Source organism: Amycolatopsis sp. FBCC-B4732 (assembly GCF_023008405.1).
Lineage (GTDB): Bacteria > Actinomycetota > Actinomycetes > Mycobacteriales > Pseudonocardiaceae > Amycolatopsis > Amycolatopsis pretoriensis_A.
Genome location: NZ_CP095376.1, coordinates 9,511,685 through 9,535,258, shown reverse-complemented (window position 1 = coordinate 9,535,258; position 23,574 = coordinate 9,511,685). Strand labels below are relative to the sequence as shown.

Annotated in this window: 22 protein-coding genes and 1 pseudogene; 11 read left to right on the top strand and 12 right to left on the bottom strand. The window is 70.3% G+C overall.

Features of this window, described 5'->3' with window-relative positions:
• Positions 1-122 precede the first annotated feature (122 nt).
• The 5 genes from MUY14_RS43550 to MUY14_RS43530 all read left to right on the top strand — a co-directional run bounded on the left by MUY14_RS43550 (position 123) and on the right by MUY14_RS43530 (position 4,350).
• Positions 123-1,304, top strand: coding sequence for a glycoside hydrolase family 3 N-terminal domain-containing protein (locus MUY14_RS43550; protein WP_247018586.1), 1,182 nt, complete (start codon positions 123-125; stop codon positions 1,302-1,304).
• 45 nt (positions 1,305-1,349) lie between these two features.
• Positions 1,350-2,060: a hypothetical protein gene (locus tag MUY14_RS43545; protein WP_247018585.1), complete on the top strand. Its 711-nt coding sequence runs from the start codon at positions 1,350-1,352 to the stop codon at positions 2,058-2,060.
• A gap of 91 nt (positions 2,061-2,151) precedes the next feature.
• Positions 2,152-2,766, top strand: coding sequence for a dihydrofolate reductase family protein (locus MUY14_RS43540; RefSeq protein ID WP_247018584.1), 615 nt, complete (start codon positions 2,152-2,154; stop codon positions 2,764-2,766).
• 37 nt (positions 2,767-2,803) lie between these two features.
• Positions 2,804-3,127, top strand: coding sequence for a YciI family protein (locus tag MUY14_RS43535; protein WP_247018583.1), 324 nt, complete (start codon positions 2,804-2,806; stop codon positions 3,125-3,127).
• Complete coding sequence (locus MUY14_RS43530) at positions 3,124-4,350, top strand: RNA polymerase sigma factor (RefSeq protein ID WP_247018581.1); 1,227 nt, start codon at positions 3,124-3,126, stop codon at positions 4,348-4,350. Before MUY14_RS43535 ends, MUY14_RS43530 begins: the two co-directional genes overlap by 4 nt.
• A 26-nt stretch (positions 4,351-4,376) precedes the next feature.
• Here the strand turns inward: MUY14_RS43530 and MUY14_RS43525 are convergent, their stop codons facing one another.
• On the bottom strand, positions 4,377-6,983 hold the full coding sequence (locus MUY14_RS43525) for a tetratricopeptide repeat protein (protein ID WP_247018579.1): 2,607 nt from the start codon (positions 6,981-6,983) through the stop codon (positions 4,377-4,379).
• 315 nt (positions 6,984-7,298) lie between these two features.
• Here MUY14_RS43525 and MUY14_RS43520 point away from each other — a divergent pair, with 315 nt between their 5' ends.
• Positions 7,299-8,168 carry an oxidoreductase gene (locus MUY14_RS43520; RefSeq protein WP_247018577.1) on the top strand — a complete coding sequence of 290 codons (870 nt, stop codon included), beginning with the start codon at positions 7,299-7,301 and terminating at the stop codon, positions 8,166-8,168.
• A 44-nt stretch (positions 8,169-8,212) separates the two neighbouring features.
• A complete protein-coding gene (locus MUY14_RS43515; RefSeq protein ID WP_247018575.1) occupies positions 8,213-8,620 on the top strand; it encodes a hypothetical protein in 408 nt (135 codons plus the stop codon).
• Here the strand turns inward: MUY14_RS43515 and MUY14_RS43510 are convergent.
• A pseudogene (locus MUY14_RS43510) lies at positions 8,598-10,123 on the bottom strand (MFS transporter). The gene MUY14_RS43515 and the pseudogene MUY14_RS43510 overlap by 23 nt on opposite strands.
• 45 nt (positions 10,124-10,168) lie before the next feature.
• On the opposite strand from MUY14_RS43510, the gene MUY14_RS43505 reads away from it, so the two are divergent.
• Positions 10,169-11,089, top strand: coding sequence for an Lrp/AsnC family transcriptional regulator (locus MUY14_RS43505; RefSeq protein WP_247018573.1), 921 nt, complete (start codon positions 10,169-10,171; stop codon positions 11,087-11,089).
• Positions 11,090-11,092: 3 nt separating this feature from the next.
• Here the strand turns inward: MUY14_RS43505 and MUY14_RS43500 are convergent, their stop codons facing one another.
• Positions 11,093-11,725 (bottom strand): class I SAM-dependent methyltransferase, encoded by a 633-nt coding sequence (locus tag MUY14_RS43500; RefSeq protein ID WP_247018571.1) that lies wholly within the window; start codon positions 11,723-11,725, stop codon positions 11,093-11,095.
• Between the two features lie 45 nt (positions 11,726-11,770).
• Positions 11,771-11,947 carry a zf-HC2 domain-containing protein gene (locus MUY14_RS43495; protein WP_247018569.1) on the bottom strand — a complete coding sequence of 59 codons (177 nt, stop codon included), beginning with the start codon at positions 11,945-11,947 and terminating at the stop codon, positions 11,771-11,773.
• Between the two features lie 316 nt (positions 11,948-12,263).
• Here MUY14_RS43495 and MUY14_RS43490 point away from each other — a divergent pair, with 316 nt between their 5' ends.
• Together MUY14_RS43490 and MUY14_RS43485 are read left to right on the top strand one after the other, a co-directional pair.
• Positions 12,264-12,512 (top strand): hypothetical protein, encoded by a 249-nt coding sequence (locus MUY14_RS43490; RefSeq protein ID WP_247018567.1) that lies wholly within the window; start codon positions 12,264-12,266, stop codon positions 12,510-12,512.
• Between the two features lie 350 nt (positions 12,513-12,862).
• Positions 12,863-13,882, top strand: a complete 1,020-nt coding sequence (locus MUY14_RS43485; RefSeq protein ID WP_247025518.1) for a chitinase — start codon at positions 12,863-12,865, stop codon at positions 13,880-13,882.
• A 25-nt stretch (positions 13,883-13,907) separates the two neighbouring features.
• Here MUY14_RS43485 and MUY14_RS43480 read toward each other — a convergent pair whose 3' ends face one another.
• The 5 genes from MUY14_RS43480 to MUY14_RS43460 all read right to left on the bottom strand — a co-directional run bounded on the left by MUY14_RS43480 (position 13,908) and on the right by MUY14_RS43460 (position 18,763).
• The gene (locus tag MUY14_RS43480) at positions 13,908-14,654 is read right to left on the bottom strand and encodes a thioesterase II family protein (RefSeq protein ID WP_247018565.1); all 747 of its coding nucleotides are present in this window, start codon (positions 14,652-14,654) and stop codon (positions 13,908-13,910) included.
• Positions 14,655-14,787: 133 nt separating this feature from the next.
• Complete coding sequence (locus MUY14_RS43475) at positions 14,788-15,630, bottom strand: carbohydrate-binding protein (protein ID WP_247018563.1); 843 nt, start codon at positions 15,628-15,630, stop codon at positions 14,788-14,790.
• Positions 15,631-15,710: 80 nt separating this feature from the next.
• Entirely contained in the window at positions 15,711-16,607 is an 897-nt protein-coding gene (locus tag MUY14_RS43470; protein ID WP_247018560.1) for an AraC family transcriptional regulator, read from the bottom strand.
• 131 nt (positions 16,608-16,738) lie between these two features.
• The gene (locus MUY14_RS43465; RefSeq protein ID WP_247018558.1) at positions 16,739-17,872 is read right to left on the bottom strand and encodes a thioester domain-containing protein; all 1,134 of its coding nucleotides are present in this window, start codon (positions 17,870-17,872) and stop codon (positions 16,739-16,741) included.
• A gap of 282 nt (positions 17,873-18,154) precedes the next feature.
• A complete protein-coding gene (locus MUY14_RS43460; RefSeq protein WP_247018557.1) occupies positions 18,155-18,763 on the bottom strand; it encodes a TetR/AcrR family transcriptional regulator in 609 nt (202 codons plus the stop codon).
• A gap of 67 nt (positions 18,764-18,830) precedes the next feature.
• Between MUY14_RS43460 and MUY14_RS43455 the strand changes: the two genes are divergently transcribed.
• Positions 18,831-20,054 (top strand): cytochrome P450, encoded by a 1,224-nt coding sequence (locus tag MUY14_RS43455; protein ID WP_247018555.1) that lies wholly within the window; start codon positions 18,831-18,833, stop codon positions 20,052-20,054.
• On the opposite strand, the gene MUY14_RS43450 is transcribed toward MUY14_RS43455, so the two are convergent.
• The 3 genes from MUY14_RS43450 to MUY14_RS43440 all read right to left on the bottom strand — a co-directional run bounded on the left by MUY14_RS43450 (position 20,005) and on the right by MUY14_RS43440 (position 23,440).
• Complete coding sequence (locus MUY14_RS43450; RefSeq protein WP_247018553.1) at positions 20,005-21,456, bottom strand: DUF4041 domain-containing protein; 1,452 nt, start codon at positions 21,454-21,456, stop codon at positions 20,005-20,007. The two genes, MUY14_RS43455 and MUY14_RS43450, sit on opposite strands and share 50 nt — an antisense overlap.
• A complete protein-coding gene (locus tag MUY14_RS43445; protein ID WP_247018551.1) occupies positions 21,449-22,687 on the bottom strand; it encodes a hypothetical protein in 1,239 nt (412 codons plus the stop codon). The genes MUY14_RS43450 and MUY14_RS43445 overlap by 8 nt, the downstream gene beginning before the upstream one ends.
• 441 nt (positions 22,688-23,128) lie before the next feature.
• Positions 23,129-23,440 carry an isoamylase gene (locus MUY14_RS43440; RefSeq protein WP_396126638.1) on the bottom strand — a complete coding sequence of 104 codons (312 nt, stop codon included), beginning with the start codon at positions 23,438-23,440 and terminating at the stop codon, positions 23,129-23,131.
• Positions 23,441-23,574: the final 134 nt, after the last annotated feature.

Sequence of the window (23,574 nt, the reverse complement as noted above, 5' to 3'; positions counted from 1 at the left end):
CATTTTCCGACAACCTCACTCTGCTGATGGCGCCTTCACGAATTCTCTAACCGCGATGGAGCCGTTCTTCACGCCGTGAAGTCGACTACGGTCGTGGGGCACGCCGACGAGTGAAGGGACCGATGAACCGCCGACGTCTTGCCGCCTTCGGGGTGGCGTTCTCCATCGTGGCCGGGTGTCTGCTGGTCGTGGGCCTGCAACCGCGGACCGTGTCCGGGCTGGCGCTGCCCCTGGCCTCCCCCGCTCCTTCTTCCTTCAGCGCGGCTGTTCCGCCCGCGGCGCCCGCGCCGACGTCACGCCTGGCCCGTCCGGGCGACTGCGCGTCGCAGGCCGGCCTCCTCGGCGTCCGAGCCCAGGTCGCGCAGCTGGTCGTCGTCGGGGTCACCGGCGACAATCCCGCGGCCACGGTCTCCCTGGTGCGCGAACACCAGGTCGGCGGCATCTTCATCGGGGGTAACGCAACAGCGTTGTTGAAAGACCGCGCCCTGGCCGCGGTCCAGGCGGTGGCCAAGGTCCCGGTCGCGGTGTCGGTCGACGAGGAGGGCGGGCGCGTCCAGCGCATCGACGACCTCGACGGCGACATCCCGTCGGCCCGGACGATGGCCGCGACGAAGTCCCCGGCGCAGGTCCGCGCCCTGGCCGCCGACCGCGGCCGCCAGTTGCGCGCCCGCGGCGTGACGGTCGACTTCGCCCCGGACACCGACGTCACCGGCGCCGAGGACGACGACGTGATCGGCGACCGGTCCTTCAGCCCGGACCCGGCGCGCGTGAAGACGTACGCGAAGGCGTTCGCGGAGGGCCTGCGCGACGCGGGCATCCAGCCGGTGCTGAAGCACTTCCCCGGCCACGGCCACGGCTCGGGCGACTCCCACAAGGGCACGGTGGTGACGCCCCCGCTCGCGCAGCTGCGCGCGGTCGACCTGGTCCCCTACCGCGACCTCGCCGACTACGGCCCGGTCGCGGTGATGGTCGGCCACCTCGACGTCCCCGACCTGACCGGCGGGGTCCCGGCGTCCCTTTCCCCGCCCGCCTACCAGCTGCTGCGCGGCGAGTTCGGCTTCACCGGCCCGGTGCTCACCGACGACCTCGGCGCGATGAAGGCGATCACGGCGCAGTATTCGCTGCCGGAAGCGGTGCTGAAGGCCTTGCAGGCCGGCGCGGACCAGGCGTTGTGGTCCTCCGGCGGCCGCGTCGACGAGGTGCTGGACCGGCTCGTGAAGGCGGTCCAGTCCGGCGAGCTGCCGGCGGCGCGGGTGCAGGAGTCGGTGACGCGCGTGCTGCGGGGCAAGGGCCTCTGCGCCTGAGTTTTCCCGCTCGATGCGCCGCCGAGAGATCGGTAGTGTCGCCCGATGGGGTTCGGAGAGCGGGCACGCCGGGTGCGGGACGGTCGCATGGCGCACGACCGGCGGGTCGCGGCCTTGTGTTCGTGCGTGGGTCTCTACCACCCGATCGGGCACCGGGCGACGCTGAGCTTCCTCGCCGAGCTGACCGGGCCGTACCAGCGGCACGAGCGAGCTTTGCTGCGCGCGTTGGAGGCGCTGGAGGCCAGCCGCGCGGTGTGGCGCGCGGAGGTCACGACGTACGTGGCGTCGCGCGTGCACGAGAAGCGGCTCGGCCGGCGGCCGCCGGCACCCGGTGATCCGCCGCGGAGCCGGATGAGCGGTCACTGGCACGCGTCGACGCCGGAGTTGTCACGACGAGCGGCCGTGCACGCGCTGAAGCTGTGGGACCTCGAGCCAGGCCCGGCACGAGACCTCGAGCTGGGCACGGCACGAGACCTCGGGCCGAGCCCGGCACGAGACGTCGAGCCGGGCCCAGCGGTCGACCTCGGGCCAGGCGGGCAGGACGCGCCGATCCTGGCCGGCCCGGCCGCCACCGGCCCGGCGCCGGACCTCGAGCCGGGCCCAGCGGTCGACGAGGTCCGCGCCCTCGTCCGCTGCTGCCTCGCCACCGGCGGCCGGCTCCCCGCCGAACAGCTGGCCGCCGTGGCCGGGCCGTGGCCGCCGTCGGCGCGCTGGCCGATGGCCCTCGTGGCGTCCGCCGCGGGTCTCCGAAAATAATTCCGGCGACGGTGTCGGATCGGCGCGGGGGTGTTCGTAGCAGGGGTGAGGCCGCCCGCGGGGGCGGCACCGAGGCCGAGGAGCCCCGATCATGAAGCTGACGACCGTGACCCAGCTGACCGTCGACGGAGTCGTGCAGGGCAACGGCGGCGCGTCCGCCGAGGACCGCCGCAACGGGTTCGACCGCGGCGGCTGGGCCCTCGGCAAGGGCGACGACGAGACCCGGGCGTTCATCGCGCGGACCTACCAGCGCGCGGACGCGTTCCTGTTCGGCCGGCGCACCTACGACCTGTTCGCCGGCTCCTGGGGAACGATCGAGCAGCTGCGCACCAGCCCCATCGGCGTGGCACTGGCCGAGACCCCGAAGTACGTCGCCTCGGCCACGCTCACCGACCCGCGGTGGCCGGGCACGACGGTGCTGCCCGGCGACCTCGCGGCGGCCGTCCGCGAGCTGAAGGCCAAGCCGGGCGGCGAGCTGCAGGTGCACGGCAGTGGCACGCTGACCCGGTGGCTGCTGGCGAACGACCTGGTCGACGAGATGATCCTGCTGGTGATCCCGGTCGTTGTCGGCCAGGGCACGCGACTGTTCCCGGCCAGCGGCCCCGATCTCGCGCTCGACCTCGTCGAGTCGCGGGTTGACTCGAAGGGCGTCACGACCCAGGTCTTCCGGCCGGCCGGTCGCCCGCGGTACGCGCCGGCGGCGTGAAGTCCTCATCCCTCGAACGACAGGAGTTGATTTCCCGATGCGCTACCTGGTTTCCGTCATCGACGACAAGGACAACCCCGGCAGCACGGACCGGCAGCCCGCCATCAGCGCGTTCAACGACCGCCTGATCGAGGAGGGCTACTGGGTTTTCGCGGGCGGCCTCGCGGACACCGACGCGGCCACGGTCGTCGACAGCCGCGGCGAGCAGGCGGTGCTCACCGACGGGCCCTTTCTCGAGTCCAAGGAGTACCTCGCCGGGATCTGGGTATGGGAGGCCCCCGATCTGGACGTCGCGCTCAAGCTCGCCACCGAGGCGTCCCGGGTCTGCGACCGCAAGATCGAGGTCCGGCCGTTCCAGTGAGCGACGTCGAGGAGGCGGTGACCCGGGCCCACCGCGAGGAGTGGGCCCGGGTGGTGGCCGCGCTGACCAGACGCTTCGGTGACCTCGACATCGCCGAGGAGTCGGCGGCCGAGGCGTTCGCGACGGCCGTCGAGCGCTGGCCGTCCGACGGCGTCCCGCCCAACCCCGGCGCGTGGCTGACCACGACCGCCAACCGCAAGGCGATCGACCGCATCCGCCGCGAGAGCAAGCGCGACGACAAGCAGAAGGAGGCTCTGATGGTGTACGACGACGACCCACCCGAGCCCCTCGGCGCCATCGACGACGACCGGCTCAGGCTGATCTTCACCTGCTGCCACCCGGCGCTGGCGACGGACGCCCGCCTGGCGCTGACGTTGCGCATGGTCGGTGGCCTGACGGTGCCCGAGATCGCCCGCGCCTTCCTGGTCGCCGAGACCACGATGGGCCAGCGGATCACCCGCGCGAAGGCCAAGATCAAAGCCGCGCGCATTCCGTATCGTGTGCCCTCCGCCGAGGACCTCCCTTCTCGCGTGTCCGGTGTGCTGGCTGTGCTTTTCCTGGTCTTCAACGAGGGCTACCTCGCGACGGGTCCGGACACCGACCCCGTCCGCCAGGACCTGACCGCCGAGGCGATCCGCCTCACCCGCCTGATCCGCGCCCTCCTCCCGTCCGACGGCGAGGTGACGGGCCTGCTGGCCCTGATGCTCCTCACCGAGGCCCGCCGCCCCGCCCGCCTCTCCGCCGGCGGCGAACTGGTCGCCCTCGACGAGCAGGATCGCGGAGCCTGGGACACGTCCCTGATCGCCGAGGGCCACCAGCTGGTCCGCGAACGCCTCGCCGCCGGAGTGGCGCCGGGCCGCTACCAGATCCTCGCGGCGATCAACGCCGTGCACACGTCCGCCCGCGACATGCGCGACACGGACTGGTCGCAGGTCCTGGCCCTGTACAACCAGCTCGTCCGCGTCGACCCGTCACCGATCGTCGCCCTCAACCGGGCCATCGCGGTCGCCGAACTCGACGGCCCGGAGGTGGCACTGGCGGCGGTCGACCGGCTCGAGCCGAAGTTGGCCGCGTACCACTCGTTCCATGCCGTCCGCGCCGACCTGCTGCGCCGGCTGGGCCGGAGCGCGGAGTCACGGGAGGCGTACGACCGGGCCATCGAGCTGGCGGGGAACACCGCGGAAACGGCGTCGTTGAGCCGTCGCCGCGACCAGCTCGGGTAGCGGTCATTCGCTCCCGGATTCGTTCGTCATCGGGGGACCAGCAAACTCACCAGCCATCGGGTTGCCGACGAGATGCCCTCTTTGTTGTTCGCCTCCGTATAGATGGACAACGCGTTTTTGTAGGCGGCGATCGCTTCCGCCCGAGTGTGGTCGTGCAGGCAGATACCGAGGTGAAGCCACGCGTCGGCTTCTCGTTTGGCATCTCCGATGCGGCGGAACAGGGCAGTCGCTTCGCTGAAGGCCGCACCGGCCGCGGCTGCCTCCCCCGTCCTGTTGTTCAGGGCACCGATGTTCGCCAGCGTCATGGCCTGCCCGAAAAGGTCGTCGTGGGCCCGGGTGAGACCCAGCGCGGTCTGGTGCGCGGCCGCCGCTCCTCGGAGATCGCCCGACTCCGCCAGAACGTGCCCGAGGTTGTTCGATGTCATCGCCTCGCCGTGCCAGTCGCCGATGCGGCGATAAGCGCGAACAGCTTCCCGGTGCGCCGCTGCGGCTCCGGTGTGGTCCCCTTCTTCGGATCTCGCGTGGCCCAACTGGGTCCACCGCAACGCGACCGTCCCCGTCGGCTCTTCCCGGCCCTCCATCGCGATGCTCCGCCGGCAAGCGTCATCGGCTTCCCGGGAGCGGCCGAGGCGCTGGTAGAGGAAGCCGAGACTCGCCCACGCGGCAGCCTCGGCCCCGACGTTCCGGTTCGCCTGGCCGACCGCGACGGCGGTGTTGCCCGCCCGGACGGCGTCCTCGGACTGGCCCGCGTCCAGCAGCGCGCCCGCCGCACTGGACCAGGCCGTCACCTCGGTCCCCACGTCGCCGGTCTCCCGGCACATCTCGGCGGCTTTCTCAAAGGCGAGGACCGCGTTCTCCGGCTGCTCATCAGCTGCCAGTGCGCTACCCAGGTTGATCCACGCGGCCGCCTCTTTTCGAACGTTGCCGGCTCTCCGGTAAGCGTCGACGGCGGTGCGGCAAGCGTGCACCGCCTCGTCGCGCCGCCCCGCCGCGCCGAGCGTGTTTCCCAGGTTGTTCCAGGCCTTGGCGGCATCGTGGGTGCTGCCGTTCTCGGTGTGCAGGTCGATGGCGACCCGGAACAAGTCGATCGCCTCGGCGATCAGTCCGACTTTGTTCAGCGCGATGCCGAGGTTGCTCGCCGCGTCCGCGCGGGCCGCGATCTCGCCGGAAAGGCACGCGCCGGCATAACCGAGTCGGGAGGTCATGAGCAGATCGGTCAGGTAGCCGTGCCTGTTCTGGTACGCGAACAAGTGACTGCACAGCACCATGGCGTAGCGGTGGTTCCCTGCTTCAGCGGTCTTGTGCGCGACCGCGAGCAGCGTGGGGTATTCGGTGACCAGCCAGCGGTCGGCATCTTCGGTGCGGTCGAAACGGTGGTGACCCGGTCTTTTCGCAAGGTCGGAAATGCGAAACACGGCGTCTTGTGCGGTGAAGACGTAGTGGTCGACCAGGCGCGTGTCAGCCGCCTGAAGATCGGACGCGCTGAGACCGGCGTCGCAGGTTTCCGCATGGGCACGAACGAGGTCGTGCATCCGCCAGCGCTGGTCGGCATGGGCGAGCAGATGTGCCTGACGCAGCGTGCGGAGCAGTGGCACAGTGCGAGCGTCGGACGAGCCGTTGAGGACGGCGGCGACTTCCGTGGGGCAATCCGGCCCCACGGTCAGGCAGAGCAGCCGCAACAGCCGGGCCGCGGCCCGGTTGCGGCGGAGCAAGCGGTGCCAGGAAAGGTCGAGCACCGCCGCCAACGCTCGCTCACCGTGCGCGAAGCCCACGATCCCGGCCTCGGTCAGTTCGGCGGCCAGCCGGGCAGGTGTCAACGCAGGTTCGTCCACGAGCAGGGCCGCGACGATCCGCAGAGCCAGCGGGAGCCGCCCGCAGGTACGGATCAATTCCCGCGTCCCGATCGGATCCGCGGACAGCCGCCGCTCGTCCGGAGTCAGATCGCAGATGGCCCTGTCGAGCAGAACGCTCGCGTTCTCGTTCGTCAGCACATCGAGGGAGAAACCGCGAGCCCCGGGAAGACTCAGGGTCTCGCGGGTCGTGACCACCACCCGGTGAACACCGCCGGCGGGAAGCAACCCCTGGATCTGTTCCGCGCTGGAGACGTTGTCGAGAACCAGCAGGACCGCATTACCCGACCGGTCCAACTGGTCGAGCACCTGCTGGTAGGCGGCCAGTTGCTCGCCCACGTCCACGGGGATCTCGTGGGGGTCGGCCCCCAGGAGCCGCATCAACGGTCGCAGCATCGCTCGTGCGGGAACGCCGCCGTCAGTTCGGTAACCCTGCATGTCCGCTGAGAAGACGCCACCGGGGAACCAACCGGCTTCGCCCACAGCCCGCGCGCAGTGCAACGCCAACGCCGTCTTGCCCACACCGCCCATCCCGGCGACGTACGAGACCGAAGCCCCGGAACCGGGCTGCAGCTGCGACGACAGGCGCTCGACTTCGTCCTCGCGGCCCACAAAGACCTCGGCGTACGCTCCGACGTCACTTCGCACCGGCAGCACCACGGCCACGGCGGTGCCGGCCGGAGAGGCGGCCAGGTTGACAGTTCCGATGGTGCCTGCCTGCACGACCGTTCCGATGTCCCGGCCCGCATCGATGGTGTTGTCGACGTACGTCTTCGCATCCACCGGAAGATTGTCCCGGACCGGAACCAGGGTGGTTCTTCGCAATGCCATTCCTCCTAGGTCGAGCTGTCTCAGGCCTTCATGACGATCTCCTTTCGCAGGTCGACTCTCCCGGCCACACCACCAACGCTACCGAACAAGCGTGCGAAAGATCATCGCTGGATCGGGTGAAACCCGACCAATGATTTCCCTTGCCCCACAACGGAAATCGTCGTGAGCAGCCCCCAGTTCAATCCTACCGCGCACCACCGACAAAATCGGTCGCGTGAGGACCTCGCCTAGACTCCTCACGAGACGCACTCGAAGCAAAGGAGCGGCATGGCGAACCTGGGCGGCACCTACCCCCTCGGCGGCGAAATCCCGGTCACCCGCATGGGATACGGCGCCATGCAGCTGGCCGGCCCCGGCGTGTGGGGGCCGCCGCGGGATCACGACACCGCCGTCGCCGTGCTGAAGGAAGCCGTCGGGGCCGGGGTCACCCACCTCGACACCAGTGACTACTACGGGCCGCACACCGTGAACGCGGTCATCAAGGAAGCGCTCCACCCGTACCCCGAAAACCTGTGCATCGTCACGAAAGTCGGCGCGAAGCGCAGCGAGGACAAGGCTTGGCCGGCCGCGCTGTCGGCCGATGAGCTCACCCAGGCCGTGCACGACAACCTGCGGAACCTCGGGGTCGACGCGCTCGACGTCGTCAACCTCAGGCTGAGCAACGCCGCCGGGGACTACCCCGTGCCGATGTCGCTCGCCGAGCCGTTCGGGGTGCTCGCGGACCTGCGGCGGCAGGGGCTGATCCGGCACCTCGGCGTCAGCCACGTCACCGCCGAGCAGCTCGACGAGGCCAAGGCCATCGCGCCCGTCGTGTGCGTGCAGAACCAGTACAACCTCGCGCACCGCGAGAACGACGACCTCGTCGACAAGTGCGCCGCCGAGGGGATCGCCTTCGTGCCGTACTTCCCGCTCGGCGGGTTCAGCCCGCTGCAGTCCGGCGCACTCGACGACTGCGCCGCGCGGGTCGGGGCCACGCCGATGCAGGTCGCGCTCGCCTGGCTGCTGCAGCGGTCGCCGTCGATGCTGCTGATCCCGGGGACGTCGTCGCCGGAGCACCTGCGGGAGAACCTCGCCGCCGCCGAGCTCGAACTGCCCGCCGACGTTCTCGCCGATCTCGACCGGATCGGCGCCCCCTGATCGCTACGCTGAGCGCGCACACCGGCACGAGAACGGAGAAAAGCGTGGCGCAGTGGGACGATCTGGTCGCTTACATCAGGGAGTCGTACCGGGTGGTGCGCGACGAGCCCGACGAGATCCGCATCCGCCTGATCTTCGGCGACGATCCCGACACCGAACAGCGCGCCCAGATCGTCGTGATCGCCCGCGAGATCCTCGACCAGCGCGAGGACTGGGTGCAGATCGCGACGCCGTTCGCCCGGCACGACGAGGTCGACCTCCTCGCCGTGCTGACCGAGGTCGGCGAGGCGATCGTGGTGGGCGGGATCGCCGTGATGGGCGACCACCTCGTGCTGCGCCACTCGCTCCCGCTGATCAACCTCGACATCAACGAGTTCACCGACCCCCTCGAGCTCGTCGCCGGCGCGGCGGAGCTGCTGGAGCAGCAGTTCACCGGCCGCGACGACTACTGAGCGGAACGACGGCGGCAGCGGCGGCGGCCACCAGCCCGGCCCCGAGGCCGAGCGGTGCCGCCGCCGTGCCGCTGCCCAGGTAGAGCCCGCCGAGGAGGGCGACGCCGAGGGTGCCGCCCAGCTGCTGCACGGCGTTGAGTACCCCGGCCGCCGAGCCCGTCTCGTGCGGTCGGACGCGGGCCAGCGCCGCGGTGAAGAACGGCACCGTGAACGTGCCCATCCCGAGCCCGCACAGCGCGAGCGCGACCGGCAGCGGCCACGGGTAGCCGCGCACCGAGGCGTCGACGGCGATCGCGGCGAGGATCCCAATCAGTAGCAGCGCCAGCCCGCCGAACATCACGCGCGCGCCGAACCGAGGTACCAGCTTCGCCCCGGCGAACCACGACGACACGGCGAGCCCGGCCGAGAGCGGCAGCAGCGTGAGACCCGCGGTGCGGACGTCGGCGCCGAGGCCGAGCTGGAGCTGCATCGGCACGACCTGCATCAGCCCGGTCATCGCCGCGAAGAACAGCAGCGAGCCGACGAGCGCGGCCGGAAACCCGCGGTGGGCGAAGAGGCTCGGCTCGACCAGTGGGGCGGCCGACCGGCGCTGGTGGAACCCGAACCCGACGAGCAACCCCGCACCGGCGACGAGCAGGCGCCAGTCAGGCCCGGTGGGGTCGATCAGCGGGAACACGAGCAGTCCTACGCCGGCGGCGACGAGCGCGGTGCCGACCAAGTCGAGCCGCGGGGTGGCTCGGTCTTTGCGCGGCCTCGCCACGTCGGCCGGGTCGAGCTGTGGGCGGGTAATGGGCTGTTCCTCACGCAGCCCCGCGCCGGGTGGGTTGAGCCGCGGGCGGGCGGCCGCCCGATCTTCACCCAGACCTGCGGTGCCGACCAGATCAAGCCGCGATCCGGTGGCGGGTCGATCTGCCTGCGACTCCGTGTCGGCGAGCGCGGCGCCGACTGGGTTGAGCGGGCGGGTGGTGGCCCGATCCTCGCGCAGCAGCCGGGCGGCCAGGAACACCGCGAGGCCGAGCGGGACGTTCACCAAGAACACCGCCCGCCACGACGCCGCCTGTGTGAGGAGTCCGCCCAGCAGCGGCCCGGTCACCGCCGACAGGCCCATCACCGGGCCGATCGTGCCCAGTGCCTTCGCCAGCTCGTGGCCCTCGAAAAGGGCGCGGATCAAGCCGATCGTCTGCGGGATCACCAGCGCCGCTGCCGCGCCCTGCACTGCCCGTGCGCCGATCAGCACGCCCGCGTCCGGGGCGATCGCGCACGCCAGCGACGCGAGCACGAAGCCCGCCGCGCCGATCTTGAACACCTTGGCGCGCCCCAGGACGTCGCCGAGGCGGCCGCCCGTGATCAGGAACGCCGCGAACGGCAGCGTGTACGCCGCGCTGAACCACGGGATGTCGGCGGCCGGGCCCGGGAGCGCCGTGTGGATCCCGGGCCCGCGAACTGGACGATCGTGGCGTCGAGCAGGTTCGCGGCCCAGCGGTGACGCGTGGTGGTCGGCACGAGGTACCCCCTTTCGTCGGCCGCCACTCTGGATCGAACGCCGCCGTGCTCGACCGCGCGCTGCACGTCGACGGCCGGGCGCCGTTCACGAAGGTCGGTGACGTCCTCGGTGTCTCCACGCAGACCGTCGCGCGGCGCTACCGGCGGCTTCGGGCCGAAGCGGGACTTCGCGTCGTCGGCTTGCCGGATCCGCAACGCGCCGGGCAAGCCGAGTGGATGGTCCGGCTGACCGCGACACCGCACGCCGCGCAGGACCTCGCCCGCGCGCTCGCGCGCCGCGCCGATACCGCGTGGATCAAGCTCATGTCCGGCGGCACCGAAATCTGCGTGAACGTCCAGACGCCCGCCGCGAGCGACCATTCGCTGCTGCTGCGGGACATCCCGCGCACGGCGAGCGTCACGGCTGTGTCGGCGCACCAGCTCCTGCACCGCTACTTCGGCGGCCCGACCGCGTGGCTCGGCCGGGCGATCGCGCTCGACGCGGCGCAGGTCGTGGCGCTGACACCGCCGTCGCCGGGCGAAGGCAAGCCGCTGACCGGCGACGACGCCGCGTTGCTGGCCGCGCTCCAGCGCGACGGGCGCGCGAGCCTCGCCGAACTGGCCACGGCCACCGGCTGGTCGGCGGCGACCGTCGCCCGGCGGCTGGCCGATCTCCGGGCCGGCGGCACCGTGTTCTTCGACCTCGAGTTCGACCCCGCCCTGCTGGGCGCGACGACGCAGGCGCTGCTCTGGATGGGCGTCGCGCCGGCACACCTCGACGACGTCGCGAAGACGCTGGCGACGCACCCGGAACTCGCCCTCGTCGCCGCGACGACCGGCCCGGCCGACCTGGTCGCGCTCGCCCTCTGCCCGGACGCGGCCGCGTTGCACCACTACCTGACCCACCGGCTGGGCGCGCTCGACGCGATCCGGACGCTGGAGACCGCGCCCGTGCTGCGGACGATCAAGGCCGCCGCGTCCCGCTGAAGTTCACTCCGGTTTCCGCGCCAGCACCCTCCCCTGCGGCACCCGCGCCGCCGGATCGCGCAGCACCTGCGTGACGACCTCGAACCCGGCGTCGGTCACCAGCCCGCAGACCCGCTCCACCGGCAGCCAGTAGATGTCGAGCGAAAACCCGTCGTGGCCGTAGCCGTCGCTGCGGTGGTGCCGCCGGTCGCCGACGTGGAAGCCCAGCTGCAGGTAGCCGCCCGGGCGCAGCACCCGGAACAGCTCGGCGTACACCGCAGGCAGCCGCGACGGCGGGGTGTGGATGATCGAATACCACGCCACCGCGCCGGCGAGACCGCCGTCCGGCAGGTCCAGCGCGAGCAGCGATCCCTCGGAAAACCGCAGGTCAGGGTGTTCACGACGGGCGACGGCGAGCATCTCCGGCGACAAGTCGACACCGGCGACGTCCAGGCCGGCTTCGGCCAGGAACGCCGTCACGCGGCCGGTGCCGCAGCCGAGATCGGCGACCGGGCCGCCGCGGACGAGGTCGGCGAACGCCGTGAACAGCGCGCGGTCCTGGACGTCTTCGGCGAGCGGGGGCACGAAGCTGTCGTAACTCTCGGCCACGATCGCGTACGTGGCCCGGGTGGGGTCGAGGAACTGGTCGTCGGTCACGCCGCGGACCGTACCGGCGGGCACCGACAGTTTCCGGCGACCGTCCTAAGTGGACTTCACCTCGGCGAGGTGGTCGAGCATGCTGCGGACGGCCTCGAACTCGCGGACCTCCTGGCGGCAGTCCTGGCACGCCGCCAGGTGCCGCTCCACGCGCGCCGCCTCGGCGGTCTCGAGCAACCCCAGGCTGTAGGCCCCGAGGTCGGTCCGGTCGTACCGGCCCATCGATCGCGTCTCCGTTTCCGCGTCCCGCGAAGGAACACCCGCACTACCGGACGTCTCCAGGGTCCTGGCCGGGACGCGCCATCGGCGAGGTTCCCTCGTTTTCCACCCGATCGGCGGACAACTACCGGCGGCGGACGGTCCGTGTGAGTGACAAAAGCGGTCACGGTACCCACCGGTCACGACACGGAAAGCATTTGTGCGCGGAACTTCGGCGATTCCGCGTCATGGGTCCCCGGCTGCGTCGTCCGACCTGCGTCGGACCGGGATTTTCCGGCTTCGACCTGGAGAAGCAGGGCGATCCGAAACGAGGAGAGCGATGACCGTACGGAGCCACCGGGCGGACGACGTCGTGGACGAGGTCGGGGTGTGGCTGGCCGGGGAGTTCGCGGGGCGGCTCCCCGCCTCGGAGATCGACCGCGTCGTCAAGGTGACGCGGGTCGACCTCGAAGGGAGCATCGCGCCGGAGGAGCTCGGGGAGATGCTCCACCGGCTGGGCCGCGCCCGGCTGCAGCGCATCCTGCAGTTCGCGCCGGCCGCACGGGTGCGGATCCCGCAAGCGCGGTGACGAGGGACGGCCGGGCACCGTCCCGGCCACTCCCGCGCTCGAACCCACGCACGGCCACGACCTCGAAACCGCGTGATCCCGCGGTGAAGTACCGCCTCGCCGACCGGATCCAGGGCCGCGTCCCGGCGGACGTTCGCGCAGACCCGTTGCCCGGATCGCCGGGTTTCTTGACTGGACTAGACCAATCTGCTCTAGTGACCGGTGTCACCCTCGTCTCGGCCGGATGAGCACAACCCCCTCCGACACCGGGCGCCCCCGCGTCCGGACTCCGTCGTGGCCGAAGGAGTGAGCCAGTCTTGAGAAGACGTCTTGTCGCGGTCCTGTCAGCATTCGCCGCCGCCGCCGCACTCGTGCTCGGCGTGCCCGCCGCCACCGGCCAGGCCCCGCGGGCCGCGGCCGCCGCCTGCAGCGGGCCCAACTGGGTCGCGGGCCAGTGGTACGACGTGGGCGCGGTCGTCAAGTACACCAACGGCAGCTACTACCGCGCCAAGAACGCGAATCCGGGCTACGACCCGATCATCAGCACCTGGTACTGGGAGCCCTACAGCTGTGACGGCGGGGGCGGCGGCACGACCTGCACCGCGCCCAACTGGGTCGCCGGCCAGTGGTACGACGTCGGCGCGGTCGTCAAGTACACCAACGGCGGCTACTACCGCGCCAAGAACGCCAACCCGGGCTACGACCCCGTCATCAGCACCTGGTACTGGGAACCGTACGACTGCGGTGGCGGCACGAACCCCGGCAACCCCGGCTCGTTCGTCGTCAGCGAGGCCCAGTTCAACCAGATCTTCCCCGGCCGCAACAGCTTCTACAGCTACAGCGGCCTGACCGCGGCCCTGTCGGCCTACCCCGGCTTCGCGAACACGGGCAGCGACACCGTGAAGAAGCAGGAAGCGGCCGCGTTCCTCGCGAACGTCAACCACGAGACCGGCGGCCTCGTCTACATCGTCGAGCAGAACACCGCCAACTACCCGCACTACTGCGACGCGAGCCAGCCCTACGGCTGCCCCGCGGGCCAGGCGGCGTACTACGGGCGCGGCCCGATCCAGCTGAGCTGGAACTTCAACTACAAGGCCGCGGGTGACGCGCTCGGCATCGACCTGCTCGGCAACCCCTGGCAGGTCGAGCAGAACTCGGCCGTCGCCTGGAAGACCGGCCTCTGGTACTGGAACACCCAGAGCGGCCCCGGCACGATGACCCCGCACAACGCGATGGTCAACGGCCGCGGCTTCGGCGAGACCATCCGCAGCATCAACGGCTCGATCGAGTGCAACGGCGGCAACCCCGCCCAGGTCGAGAGCCGGGTCTCGAAGTACCGCCAGATCGCTTCGGTCCTCGGCGTCGACCCCGGCGCGAACCTCTACTGCTGATCCGGGACGCGGACGGCTCGCTCGCTCAGCGGGCGAGCCGTTCGCCGATCAGCCGGATGACCGCCGCGGCGTGGTCGTTGAGGTAGAAGTGCCCGCCCGGGTACGAGTGCAGCTCGAACCCGCCGGACGTGCGCTCCGCCCACTGCCGCGCCTCGGCCTCGGTGACCTTCGGGTCGCGGTCGCCGATCAGGGCGACGACCGGGCAGCCCACGTCCGGGCCCGGGCGGTAGCGGTAGAGCTCCGCGGCCTTGTAGTCGCTGCGCAGCGCGGGCAGCACCATGCGGAGGATCTCGTCGTCCTCCAGCACCCGCGAATCGGTGCCGCTGAGCCGTTTGACCTCGGCCAGCAGTTCGTCGTCGGCCTTCTCGTGCACGCGCTCGTCGCGGAACGCCGAAGGCGCGCGCCGCCCGGAGACGAACAGCGCGAGCAGCCGCGTGCCGCGCTCCTCGAGCCGCCGCGCCACCTCGAACGCCAGGCTCGCGCCCATGCTGTGGCCGAAGAACGCGACCGGCCCGGTGAGCTCCGGGGCGAGCACGTCCACCAGCTGGTCGGCGAGCACGAACAGGTCGTCCACCGGCGGTTCGGCGTAGCGGTCCTGGCGGCCGGGGTACTGCACGGCCAGCACCTCCACCGACGGCGCCAGCGCGGCCGACACGGGGTGGAAGTAGCTCGCCGAGCCCCCGGCGTGCGGGAAGCACACCAGCCGCGCCGGCGCGGTCGGCGCCGGGTGGAAGCGCCGGATCCACTCCGCGGCCTCGAGGGAAATGCTCATGCTCGCCAATCTGGCAGGCGCCCCGCCCCGCGTCGACCCCTAACGGGCGGATTCTGGGGTCGGCGGGCCCCGGTGTGCGGACCGGGACCCGCCGGTTCTTCCCTCCCTCCTCAGGAGCGCCTCGGCGGGGATGTCACCCGGCCCGCCACAGGGCGGGGACGTTCGGGGGTTCCCAGCCTGGCTGGGCCGTGTGCCCCTGCAGGCACACGTATCCCCCGCCGCCGTAGGTGACCCGGGCACCCGCCGCGTAGGTGGTGCCCACCGCCCAGGAGGTGCCCCCGGGCGGCGTGGAGGTGGTCGGCCCGCTCGTCGGCGTCGTCGTGGACGTCGGCCGGGTCGGGGTGCCGGTCTGCGGCACGTTCAGCACGAAGTCGAACGCGGCCTCCTTCGCGGAGCCGTTGTCGCGCACGGTCATCAGCAGCCGCGCGTCGAAGATCGTGTCGGTGTTGTTGCGCGGCTCGTTGGGGAAGTAGAGCTGCGTGGTCAGGATCGGCCGGCCGGGGGCCTGCACCTTGACGTGGATGTGCCGCGTCCGGCCCGGGTAGAGGCCGGGCACGATCGTGGACAGCGTGAACGCGCCCTGGGCGTTGGTGTACTGGTGGCCGCGGAACGTGTAGCCGGTGTTGTCGTAGGCGCCGTTGACGTCGGCCTGCCAGAAGTCCAGCAGCGCGCGGTTCACCGGCTGGCACGCGAGGCCGAAGACGTACCCGGTGACGGTGAGCCGGGTGCCCTGGGTGCCGGGCGTGACGAGGTTGGTCCGCTCGGGTGAGTTCGGCTTGAAGTAGGGACCTTCGGTCTGCTCGATCGTCGGCTCGTCGCCGTCGTGGCACTCGGGGGTCAGCGCCGGGGCGGTGCCGGTGGCAACGGTGGTGCGGGCGAGCGCGGGGCCGCCGATCAGCGCGACCGGCGCGGCGACACCCGCCGCGAGCGCGGCCTTGAGCACCGTCTTGCGGCTGAGCTTGTTCTCTTCGTCCATGCCTTGCTCCTCGTGGGGGCGTCGGGGGATCCCCTCGAACGTAGGCAGCGCACCGGGTGGGCGACGATGGACTGGACCGGTCAGTCGTGGTGAATCTCCCCGACGCGGCGGAAGTCGCCGGGGCTGAGCCCGGTCTCGCGGCGGAAGAACCGGCAGAAGTAGGCCGGGTCGGCGAACCCGACGCGGCTCGCGACCTGCCGGACGGTCAGGTCCGTCCGGAGCAGGAACCGCTGGGCCTCCCGCGTCCGGGCCTCGCGCAGCAGCTGCGCGGCGGTGCGGCCGGTCGCCGCCTTCACCGCTTCGGTGAGGTGACCGGGGGTGACGCCGATGCGTTCGGCGTGCGCGGTCACCGACCACAGCCCGAGCTCGGTGCGGGCGGCGAGCCGGGCGAACTCCGCGGCCACCGCCCCGGCGGGCGCGGGCGGCGCTTCCGGCGTCCCCGGCAGCCGTCCCGCGCGCACGACGAGGACGTGCAGCAGCGCCCGCAGCACCGACTCGGCGTCGTCGCCACCGCGGCGGTATTCGTCCTCCAGATCGGCGATGAGCCGCGTGACGCCGGCGTTCGCGCGGGCGTCCAGCCCCAGCCACGGCCGTGCGCTGAGGCGTCGCAGCAGCTCGCGGTCGGCCGGGTAGTCGAGGAGGAAGTCGTCGGTGAACACGACGACGTGGCCGGTCAGGCCGCGGACGTCCGCCCACTGGTGCACCTGCCCCGGGGCGATGAAGCCGAGGTGCGGCGGCCGCAGCGGCCAGCGCGCCAGCTCGACGACGTGCGTCCCGGTGCCGCCGGTGACGTGGACGAGCTCGTGGAAGGTGTGCCGGTGCGGGAAATCCGCACGCGCCAGCGGCCCGATCGAATCGAACGTGCCGACGGCGATCGGCGGCGCGTTCGGGGCCGGCACCTCCAGCCGGTGCATCGGCAGTTCGCCGGCCCGCGGCGGCGGGCAGGGCGTCCCCGGCGGAACGGTGGTACCGCGCATGGCGGAAAAGTCTAGACCAATTACCGGGCGTTTCGTCCGGTTGTGCCCCGATGATCGCAATCCGAACGTCGTAGTCCGGACACGAAAACGGGGCCGGTCCACAGTGGACCGGCCCCGTTCACGGGTCTTGCTTACGCGCGGCTGCGACGCCGGTTCACCAGCAGCATCAGCGCGCCGCCGCCCAGCAGCAGGCCGCCCACGCCGAACGGAACCGCGGCGTCGACACCGGTGTTGGCCAGGTCGCCGCCACCGGACTGCGCGCCACCCGGGGTGGTGGTCGGCGCGGTGCTGGTGGCCGGGGCGCCCGCCTCGGTCCAGGTCGCGGCCGCCTTCGCGGTCACCTGGGTCTTCTCCGAGTCGGCGACGATCAGCGACTGCGCCGGCTTCTTGGCGTAGTTGTCGGCGACGAACAGGCGGCCGGTGTCCAGCTCGCCGGTGACCTTGAGCGAGAACGAGCCGTTGCCCGGCTTCGCGTCGGCCGGGACGTCGACGAACAGCTTGCTGCCGTCCTTGACGTCCGCGGTCTTCAGCTCCTTGCCGTCGGCGTCGGTGACCTTGACGCCCTCGGGCAGCTCGGTGGTGAGCGACGTGATGTCACCGGACGTGGCGACCTCGAACGGGCCGATCTTGGTGCCCGCCTTGCCCTCGGTCTTCGGCGACGCGATGTTCAGCGCCGGCTTCGGCTGCTCGCCGATGCCCTTGTTCTCGTCACCGGTCAGGTAGCTGTACAGCGACGCGACGTCGGCGTTGGCCTCGGCCGGGTTGTTCTCGGCCAGCGGCTTCGTGAGGTTCAGGTTCACGCCGTCGCTGAAGTGCCACACGGCGGCCTGCGTCGCGGCGATGGCCTCGCGCTCGGAGATGCCGTCGTTGACCTTGACGCCGGACTTCGCCAGCGCGCTGCCCAGCGCGTCGAGCGCGACACCCGGGTAGCCGTGGTGCAGCACCCAGTTGATCTTCGCGCTGTTCTTCTCGAAGGGCGAGTTCGCGGCGGGGTACTTGTTCCACGGGCGCTCGACCATGTCGACGTCGGTGCGCATGCCGACGGTGATCTGCACGCAGTAGAGCTTCAGCGTGCTGCCGTCGGTCAGCTTCAGCGAGAACAGCTTGGTGATGTAGTCACCACCGCCGTCGAGGTTCAGGCGGTAGCCGACGGTGCCGGCGTTTTCGCTGACCCGGCCGCGCGCCGCGCCGTCGTCCGCGAGGGCCGACGGGGCGCCGACCATGACCGCGGCGGCCGCGGCGAGAACCGCGATCCCGCCACGCACGAGAGTGGACCTGACCTGCATAAATCTCCTATCCGAGCCCGAACCACGACGTGGGGACCGCGCAGATGAGCAGCGTCGATCGCGGCGGCCACCGATTCGGGTGAGTGATCACCCGGTCAAGCGAATCCGGAGCTTACACAGACACCACAAGTGCTACGCAGGGTGCCCCCTTAAACACGAATGTGTCCGAACAGCCGCAGAAATCCTCTTGAAAAAGGCGCACGGCACTGTTCTTTCCGGACGAGGCGGCGTCGCCCCCGGCGAATCATCGCCGGGGCGCTGTCAAGCCGGTCTGCGCAACCCGGAAGCCATCCTCCCGATGACGGACGTGTACTCCGCCTTCAGCTGTGGTTTGTCCACATCGGACGCCTCGGCCAGCGCCATCCCGGCTGTGCCGAGCATGCCGAACACCAGCCGGGTCGTCGTCTCCAGCGGCTGCTCGTCGAAGTCGCCGCCGTCCACCAGCGCCTTGATCAGCTGCTCGACGAGGCCGTAGGCGAACTGCGCTTCGGCCGCCTGCCAGCGCACCCAGCCGAGGGCGATCGGCGCTTCCTGCCAGACGAGCCGGCCGTACACCGGGTCGCAGCAGCGGTCGAGGAACGCGTCGAGCGCCGCGAAGGCCGCCGCCCACGGGTCCGCAGCGCGGGCGGCTGCGCTCGCGGACAGTTCCATCGCCTCGGTTTCCAGCCGCTCGAACACGGCCTCGAAGAGCGCCGTCTTGTTCGCGAAGTGGTGGTAGATCGCGCCGCGCGTCGCCTGGATGTCGGCGGCGATGTCCTCCAGCGCGGTGCCGCTGAAGCCGTGCTCGCCGAACCGGCGGGTGGCCGCCACCAGCAGGGCGGCCCGGGTGGCCTCGGAGTACTGCTCCCGCCGGCTCTTGACGGTCGACATGCGCAGAGCATACGACATACACTGCGTATGTCACCGACACGGCGTAGGTCTCTCTGGGGGTTTGCTGATGACGAACACCGACGAGCTGCTGTTCAACCCGTTCGCACCGGGGTTCTTCGAAGACCCGTACGCGCAGTACCGGCTGCTGCGCGACGAGGACCCGGTGCAGAGCCACCCGCTGGGCTTCTGGTTCGTCTCGCGCTACGAAGACGTCTCGGCGCTGCTGCGCGCCGGACTGTCGGTGGAGATCGAGAACCTGGCCGCGGGCCCGTTCCTCGACCAGCAGGCCGCACTGACCCCGGACGCGAACCCCGGCGCGCTGAACCTGTCGATGCTCGACCGCGACCCGCCCGACCACACCCGCCTCCGGTCCCTGGTGACGAAGGTGTTCACCCGCCGGGCCGTGGCGGCGTTGGAACCGCAGATCGTCTCGCTCGTCGACGCCTCGTTGGACCGGATGGCCGAGAAGGGCACGTCGGACCTGGTCGAGGAGCTGGCGTTCCCGCTGCCGTTCGCGGTGATCTCGACGATGCTCGGCATGCCGCCGACGGACCACGCGCGCATCCGCGAGCTGAGCGGAACCCTGGTGCGCTCGCTGGAGATCGTGGCGGACGAGGAAACAGCCCGGGCGATCGCGTCGGCGGACGCCGAGCTGTCGGCGATCACCCGTTCGGTGATCGAGTGGAAGCGCAACCACCCGGCGGACGACCTGCTGACGGCGTTGATCGCAGCGGAACACGACGGCCAGGTCCTGGACGGCGACGAGCTGGTGGCCCAGGTGGTGCTGCTGTACGTGGCCGGCCACGAGACGACGGTCAACCTGATCGCCAACGGGGTGAACGCGTTGCTGCGGAACCCGGATCAGCTGGCTTTGCTGCGCTCTCGGCCGGAGTTGGCGTCGAACGCGGTGGAGGAGTTCCTGCGGTACGACTCGCCGGTGCAGCAGACGCGGCGGATCACGACTTCGCCGTATTCGGTGGCGGGAAAGGAAATCCCGGCGGGGACTTTCGTGCTGGCTTGCTTGGCCTCGGCTAACCGGGACGAGCGGTTCTTCGGGCCGGACGCGGACGAGTTGCGGTTGGACCGCCCGGAGGCCCGCCACCAGGTTTCGTTCGGCGCCGGGCCCCACCACTGCCTGGGTGCGGCTTTGGCCCGGCTGGAAGGTCAGGTGGCGATCAGCCGCCTGGTGCAGCGGTTCCCGGACCTGGGGTTCGCGGGGCAGCTGGAGTGGAACGGACGGATCAACCTGCGGGGGCCGGCGAAGTTCCCGGTGACGGTGAACGCCGGCTGATCCCTTCGGTGTCGCGCCGGCGCTGGCTGGCTTCAGGCCACCCTGAGCGGCTTTGGAAGTACTGCGAGGCCTCCGGGTTGTCGTTGAACTCGAGGACGTTCCCCAGCTTCTCCGCCAGCGCGGCACGAACTTCCTGCGGTGTGATGAAGAAGAACTCGCGGCGCAGGTTGACCCGGTTCAGCCGCCGGTCGGCGAACATGGTGTGCAGTTCGTTCTCGAGCGCGACGGCATCCTTCGAGAAGTACAACAGGTGGGTGTCGAAGGGAAAGGGAACCGACGCGTCACCCAGTTCGTGGATGCGGTCGTTCGGCTCGCGACGTCGGGTCATCCCGATCTTCACCACGTTCTCGCCGAAAGCACCGATGTTGCTGATGACGTACACATAGCCGGCCCGGATGTTGGCGATGCGGTAGTCGTTCTGCGTGATAGCCGACTCGATGGCGGACAGCCGTTCACGCAGCTCGCCGGCCTCGTCGTGCTTGCCTTGCTCCGCGAGTCTCGCGAGTGCGTTGCTGTAGTGGTCGCGTTCTTTCTCCAAGCGCTCACGTTCAGCCTGCAACTCGGCTTCAGCGCGCTTCTCCTCACGCAGAAGTTCGCGTTCGGCCCGAGCCGCTTCGCGTTCCTCCTGCAGCTTGAACTGGTAGTCCCCCGTCAGCTCTATCTCACGCAGGCGAAGCTCGTGGTACTCCGGCGAGACTCGCATCTCCATCATTTTGCCGAGCTTCGCGATCGATTCGACCGACCTCTCGAGTCGCTGTTTCGCCGAAGCCACCGTACCGGCGCGCACCGACCGCACGCAGTTGTCGGCCTCGGCGTTGTACGCCCGGAGCATCAACTTCGAGAAGTCGGCGGTCATCTTCCGCCCTTGCGCCAGCGAGTTGTTGTAGGCGAACCGTTCAGCGGCGAGGATGGCGCTGCCGTTCTTGACGAAGTCCTTCACCTGCTGACGGATCGCGGTCAGCGCCTCCTTGTACTGCACGGCGTTCTCGAGTGGGTGGTGGTACTCGTAGATGCCGACCTGCTGCAACAAAGCCGCATCGTCGAGCTCGACCAGCTCACTCCTCGCCTGGTCGATTTGCTCGCGAAGGGCCTGCAATTCCCGCTCGGCCACGAACCGGAGTTCGTCTGACTCATCGCCGCCGGGCGTTGCGTCGGGGACATCGGGCGCAAGCGTTCCCGTCGCGGGTGCCAGTTCTTCCCAAGCAGAACCCGAAGCCGTTGGTTCTTCCTGCTGCACTTCGGCAACCCAGTACTGCCAGCCCGGCGGTGCGGGCGGCCAAGACGGGTGCGGCTGCCAGCCCGGCGGCGGCACCCAGCCCGGCTCCGGCGGCGGCCACCCCGGCGGCGGAGCGAATCGGAGCCCGTTCACCGGACCTTCCCCGTGTCGAAGGACGTCATCCACGAACGCCCTTCTTGTCGTCGATCGGCGTCAAGCGGTGGGGCGCCTTGGACACCACGGCACGAAGGTGTTTCAAAGTCTCGGATGGCGTGATCCGCGCCAGGTCGATCTCCAGGAAGTCCGCGCGGTCGACCGCCAAGGCGATCAGCCGGACGAACACGTCCTTGCCGACAGCCGGATCGACGTGGTTGACGCCGCCGACCAGCGAAATGCTGTCGATCTTGCCGCTGCGGTCCGATTCCCAGACCTCGTGGACGGTGCGCAACGTCATGTTGTTGATCAAGTCGGTGTACCTGATCGTGGAATCCCGCTGTGCCAGCTTGGTCTCCGCGATCTCGTCGCTCGCGCGCACGTATCGGAAGGACTTGGTGGTCGGGATCTTTTCGGGCGGCGGGAACACGAGTGTGATCGACAGTTCGCGGAATTCCGGGCTGAACGAGAAGTCGATGTCGCTGTGGGCGGCGATGACGTCCGGGTAGATCGAGTTGCCGAAGACGATGCCGACGTACTCCTCCACTGCCTCGGCTTCACCCGCCGCAAGCCTGCCGATCAGGTCGTCGAGGCGCCGGTTCTCCTCGTCGACCACCCGCTGGCGTTCAGCGCACTCGGCGTCGTACCGCTTTCGGTCACCGGCCAGCCTCCGCAACCGCTCGCCCTCCGCAGCCTGGTGTTGTTCGGCTGCGGCCCGTTGCTGCTGGGGAATCTGCGCTACGAACGCCCGCCACATCGCGTGCGCCTGCTCGAATTGCCCCTGGGCAACCGCCGTGGTCGCCGCGTGTTTCTTCTTGGCGAAGACCGCCGAAATGCCGGTAGGCGGCACCGGAGGCCGGAAGACCGGCTCGGGAGGAGCCACGACCGGCACCGGCGGGGGCACTGGCACCAGGTACGCCGACTGGAACGGCGGGTGCTGAGCGACACGGCGAAGTTTTTCCAGGTCGACGTAGTCGTCGACGGCCAAGGTCGACTCGAGGACACCGTCGATGGCCGCCAGCTCTTCCCGCAAATCCGCGTTGAGCGACTCGACTCGCATCTGCTGGGCCTCGACGTGGAGCCGCTTGGCCTCCCGTTCCGCCTGGACGGCCGCCTGCGCGTCAGCGCGCGTCATCCGCTCTCGCGCAGCTGCCGCAGCCGCGGCAGTGCGGTGCATCTCCCTCTCCAGGCGCACACGCTCGCGCTCGGCAGTAGCGGCTTGACGCGCTCGCTCCTTCTGCGCCTTGGCAGCCTGGTACTGCATTTCGGCGAAGAACCCTCGGCGCCGCCCCATCGATGTGCCTCCGACCTCAGCGATCTCAGTGCTGTTCAATATCGCTGAGGCGGGCTGAATGTTTCACACTCGACTGACCATCTTGGGGATCGGGAGGGCGGAACACCGGTCGACCGCGGGGTAGTGCAAGCGCGGCGATTGGTCGACCAACGCCCCAAACCAGAGCCCTGACCAGCGTGAATGGTGGCCCTGACCCGGCTCGGCCACCATCTGCACGTCGGGACGCACTTGCCGACCTGCGCCGTGAGCGGCCCATTTGATCATCTTCATGTGTCGAGAACGGTTGCCGTCGCGCTGGCCGCGGCGGCAGTGAACAGCGCGCCGACGCGGCGGACTCTCGCCAACCGCGAGCGACGTCGGACAGGCTCCCAGTCCGAGAATTTGCGCTGTTGTGGCTGTAGCTTGCCCTTCCTACGCCGATGTGTTGTCGACCCGATCGAGGGCGTCCGGATTGTCGGGGTCGTCGAACCAATAGCCGTTCTCCCCGAGGTAGCGGAACTGGACGGCGGCGTCGGGGGCGACTTCGACGGTGGCGGTGCGGCGGCCGGTGGTGTGGGGTTGCAAGTGGTGCCGGCCGGGAGTCCAGCCGTTGAACGATCCCACGACGCTGACGCGACCGGGAGGCTCGTCGGTGGGCAAGTTGAAGACGAGGCGCTTCGCGCCGTTTCCGTCACGGCCTTGGCAAATCTTGATCACTCGGCGGAAGCCTCTCGGGATGTCCATTCGGAACAGTGCACTCGACGCTGAGCGCGTCCATGATGCCACTCGGACGTCTCCTACTTCACCCTCGCCGACGCGACCTTCACCCCATCGATGGGTCGCCGGCACAACGCACAACGGCGGCTCGGGACGGCGAG

Excerpts from the sequence above, each read along its gene's own strand:
- MUY14_RS43480 (WP_247018565.1), bottom strand. The coding sequence starts at position 14,654 with ATGAGCATTTCCCTCGAGGCCGCGGAGTGGATCCGGCGCTTCCACCCG.
- MUY14_RS43470 (WP_247018560.1), bottom strand. The coding sequence starts at position 16,607 with ATGCGCGGTACCACCGTTCCGCCGGGGACGCCCTGCCCGCCGCCGCGG.
- MUY14_RS43520 (WP_247018577.1), top strand. The coding sequence starts at position 7,299 with ATGGCGAACCTGGGCGGCACCTACCCCCTCGGCGGCGAAATCCCGGTC.
- MUY14_RS43545 (WP_247018585.1), top strand. The coding sequence starts at position 1,350 with ATGGGGTTCGGAGAGCGGGCACGCCGGGTGCGGGACGGTCGCATGGCG.
- MUY14_RS43490 (WP_247018567.1), top strand. The coding sequence starts at position 12,264 with ATGACCGTACGGAGCCACCGGGCGGACGACGTCGTGGACGAGGTCGGG.
- MUY14_RS43440 (WP_396126638.1), bottom strand. The coding sequence starts at position 23,440 with ATGGACATCCCGAGAGGCTTCCGCCGAGTGATCAAGATTTGCCAAGGC.
- MUY14_RS43475 (WP_247018563.1), bottom strand. The coding sequence starts at position 15,630 with ATGGACGAAGAGAACAAGCTCAGCCGCAAGACGGTGCTCAAGGCCGCG.
- MUY14_RS43535 (WP_247018583.1), top strand. The coding sequence starts at position 2,804 with ATGCGCTACCTGGTTTCCGTCATCGACGACAAGGACAACCCCGGCAGC.
- MUY14_RS43460 (WP_247018557.1), bottom strand. The coding sequence starts at position 18,763 with ATGTCGACCGTCAAGAGCCGGCGGGAGCAGTACTCCGAGGCCACCCGG.
- MUY14_RS43445 (WP_247018551.1), bottom strand. The coding sequence starts at position 22,687 with ATGCAGTACCAGGCTGCCAAGGCGCAGAAGGAGCGAGCGCGTCAAGCC.
- MUY14_RS43550 (WP_247018586.1), top strand. The coding sequence starts at position 123 with ATGAACCGCCGACGTCTTGCCGCCTTCGGGGTGGCGTTCTCCATCGTG.
- MUY14_RS43540 (WP_247018584.1), top strand. The coding sequence starts at position 2,152 with ATGAAGCTGACGACCGTGACCCAGCTGACCGTCGACGGAGTCGTGCAG.
- MUY14_RS43495 (WP_247018569.1), bottom strand. The coding sequence starts at position 11,947 with ATGGGCCGGTACGACCGGACCGACCTCGGGGCCTACAGCCTGGGGTTG.
- MUY14_RS43455 (WP_247018555.1), top strand. The coding sequence starts at position 18,831 with ATGACGAACACCGACGAGCTGCTGTTCAACCCGTTCGCACCGGGGTTC.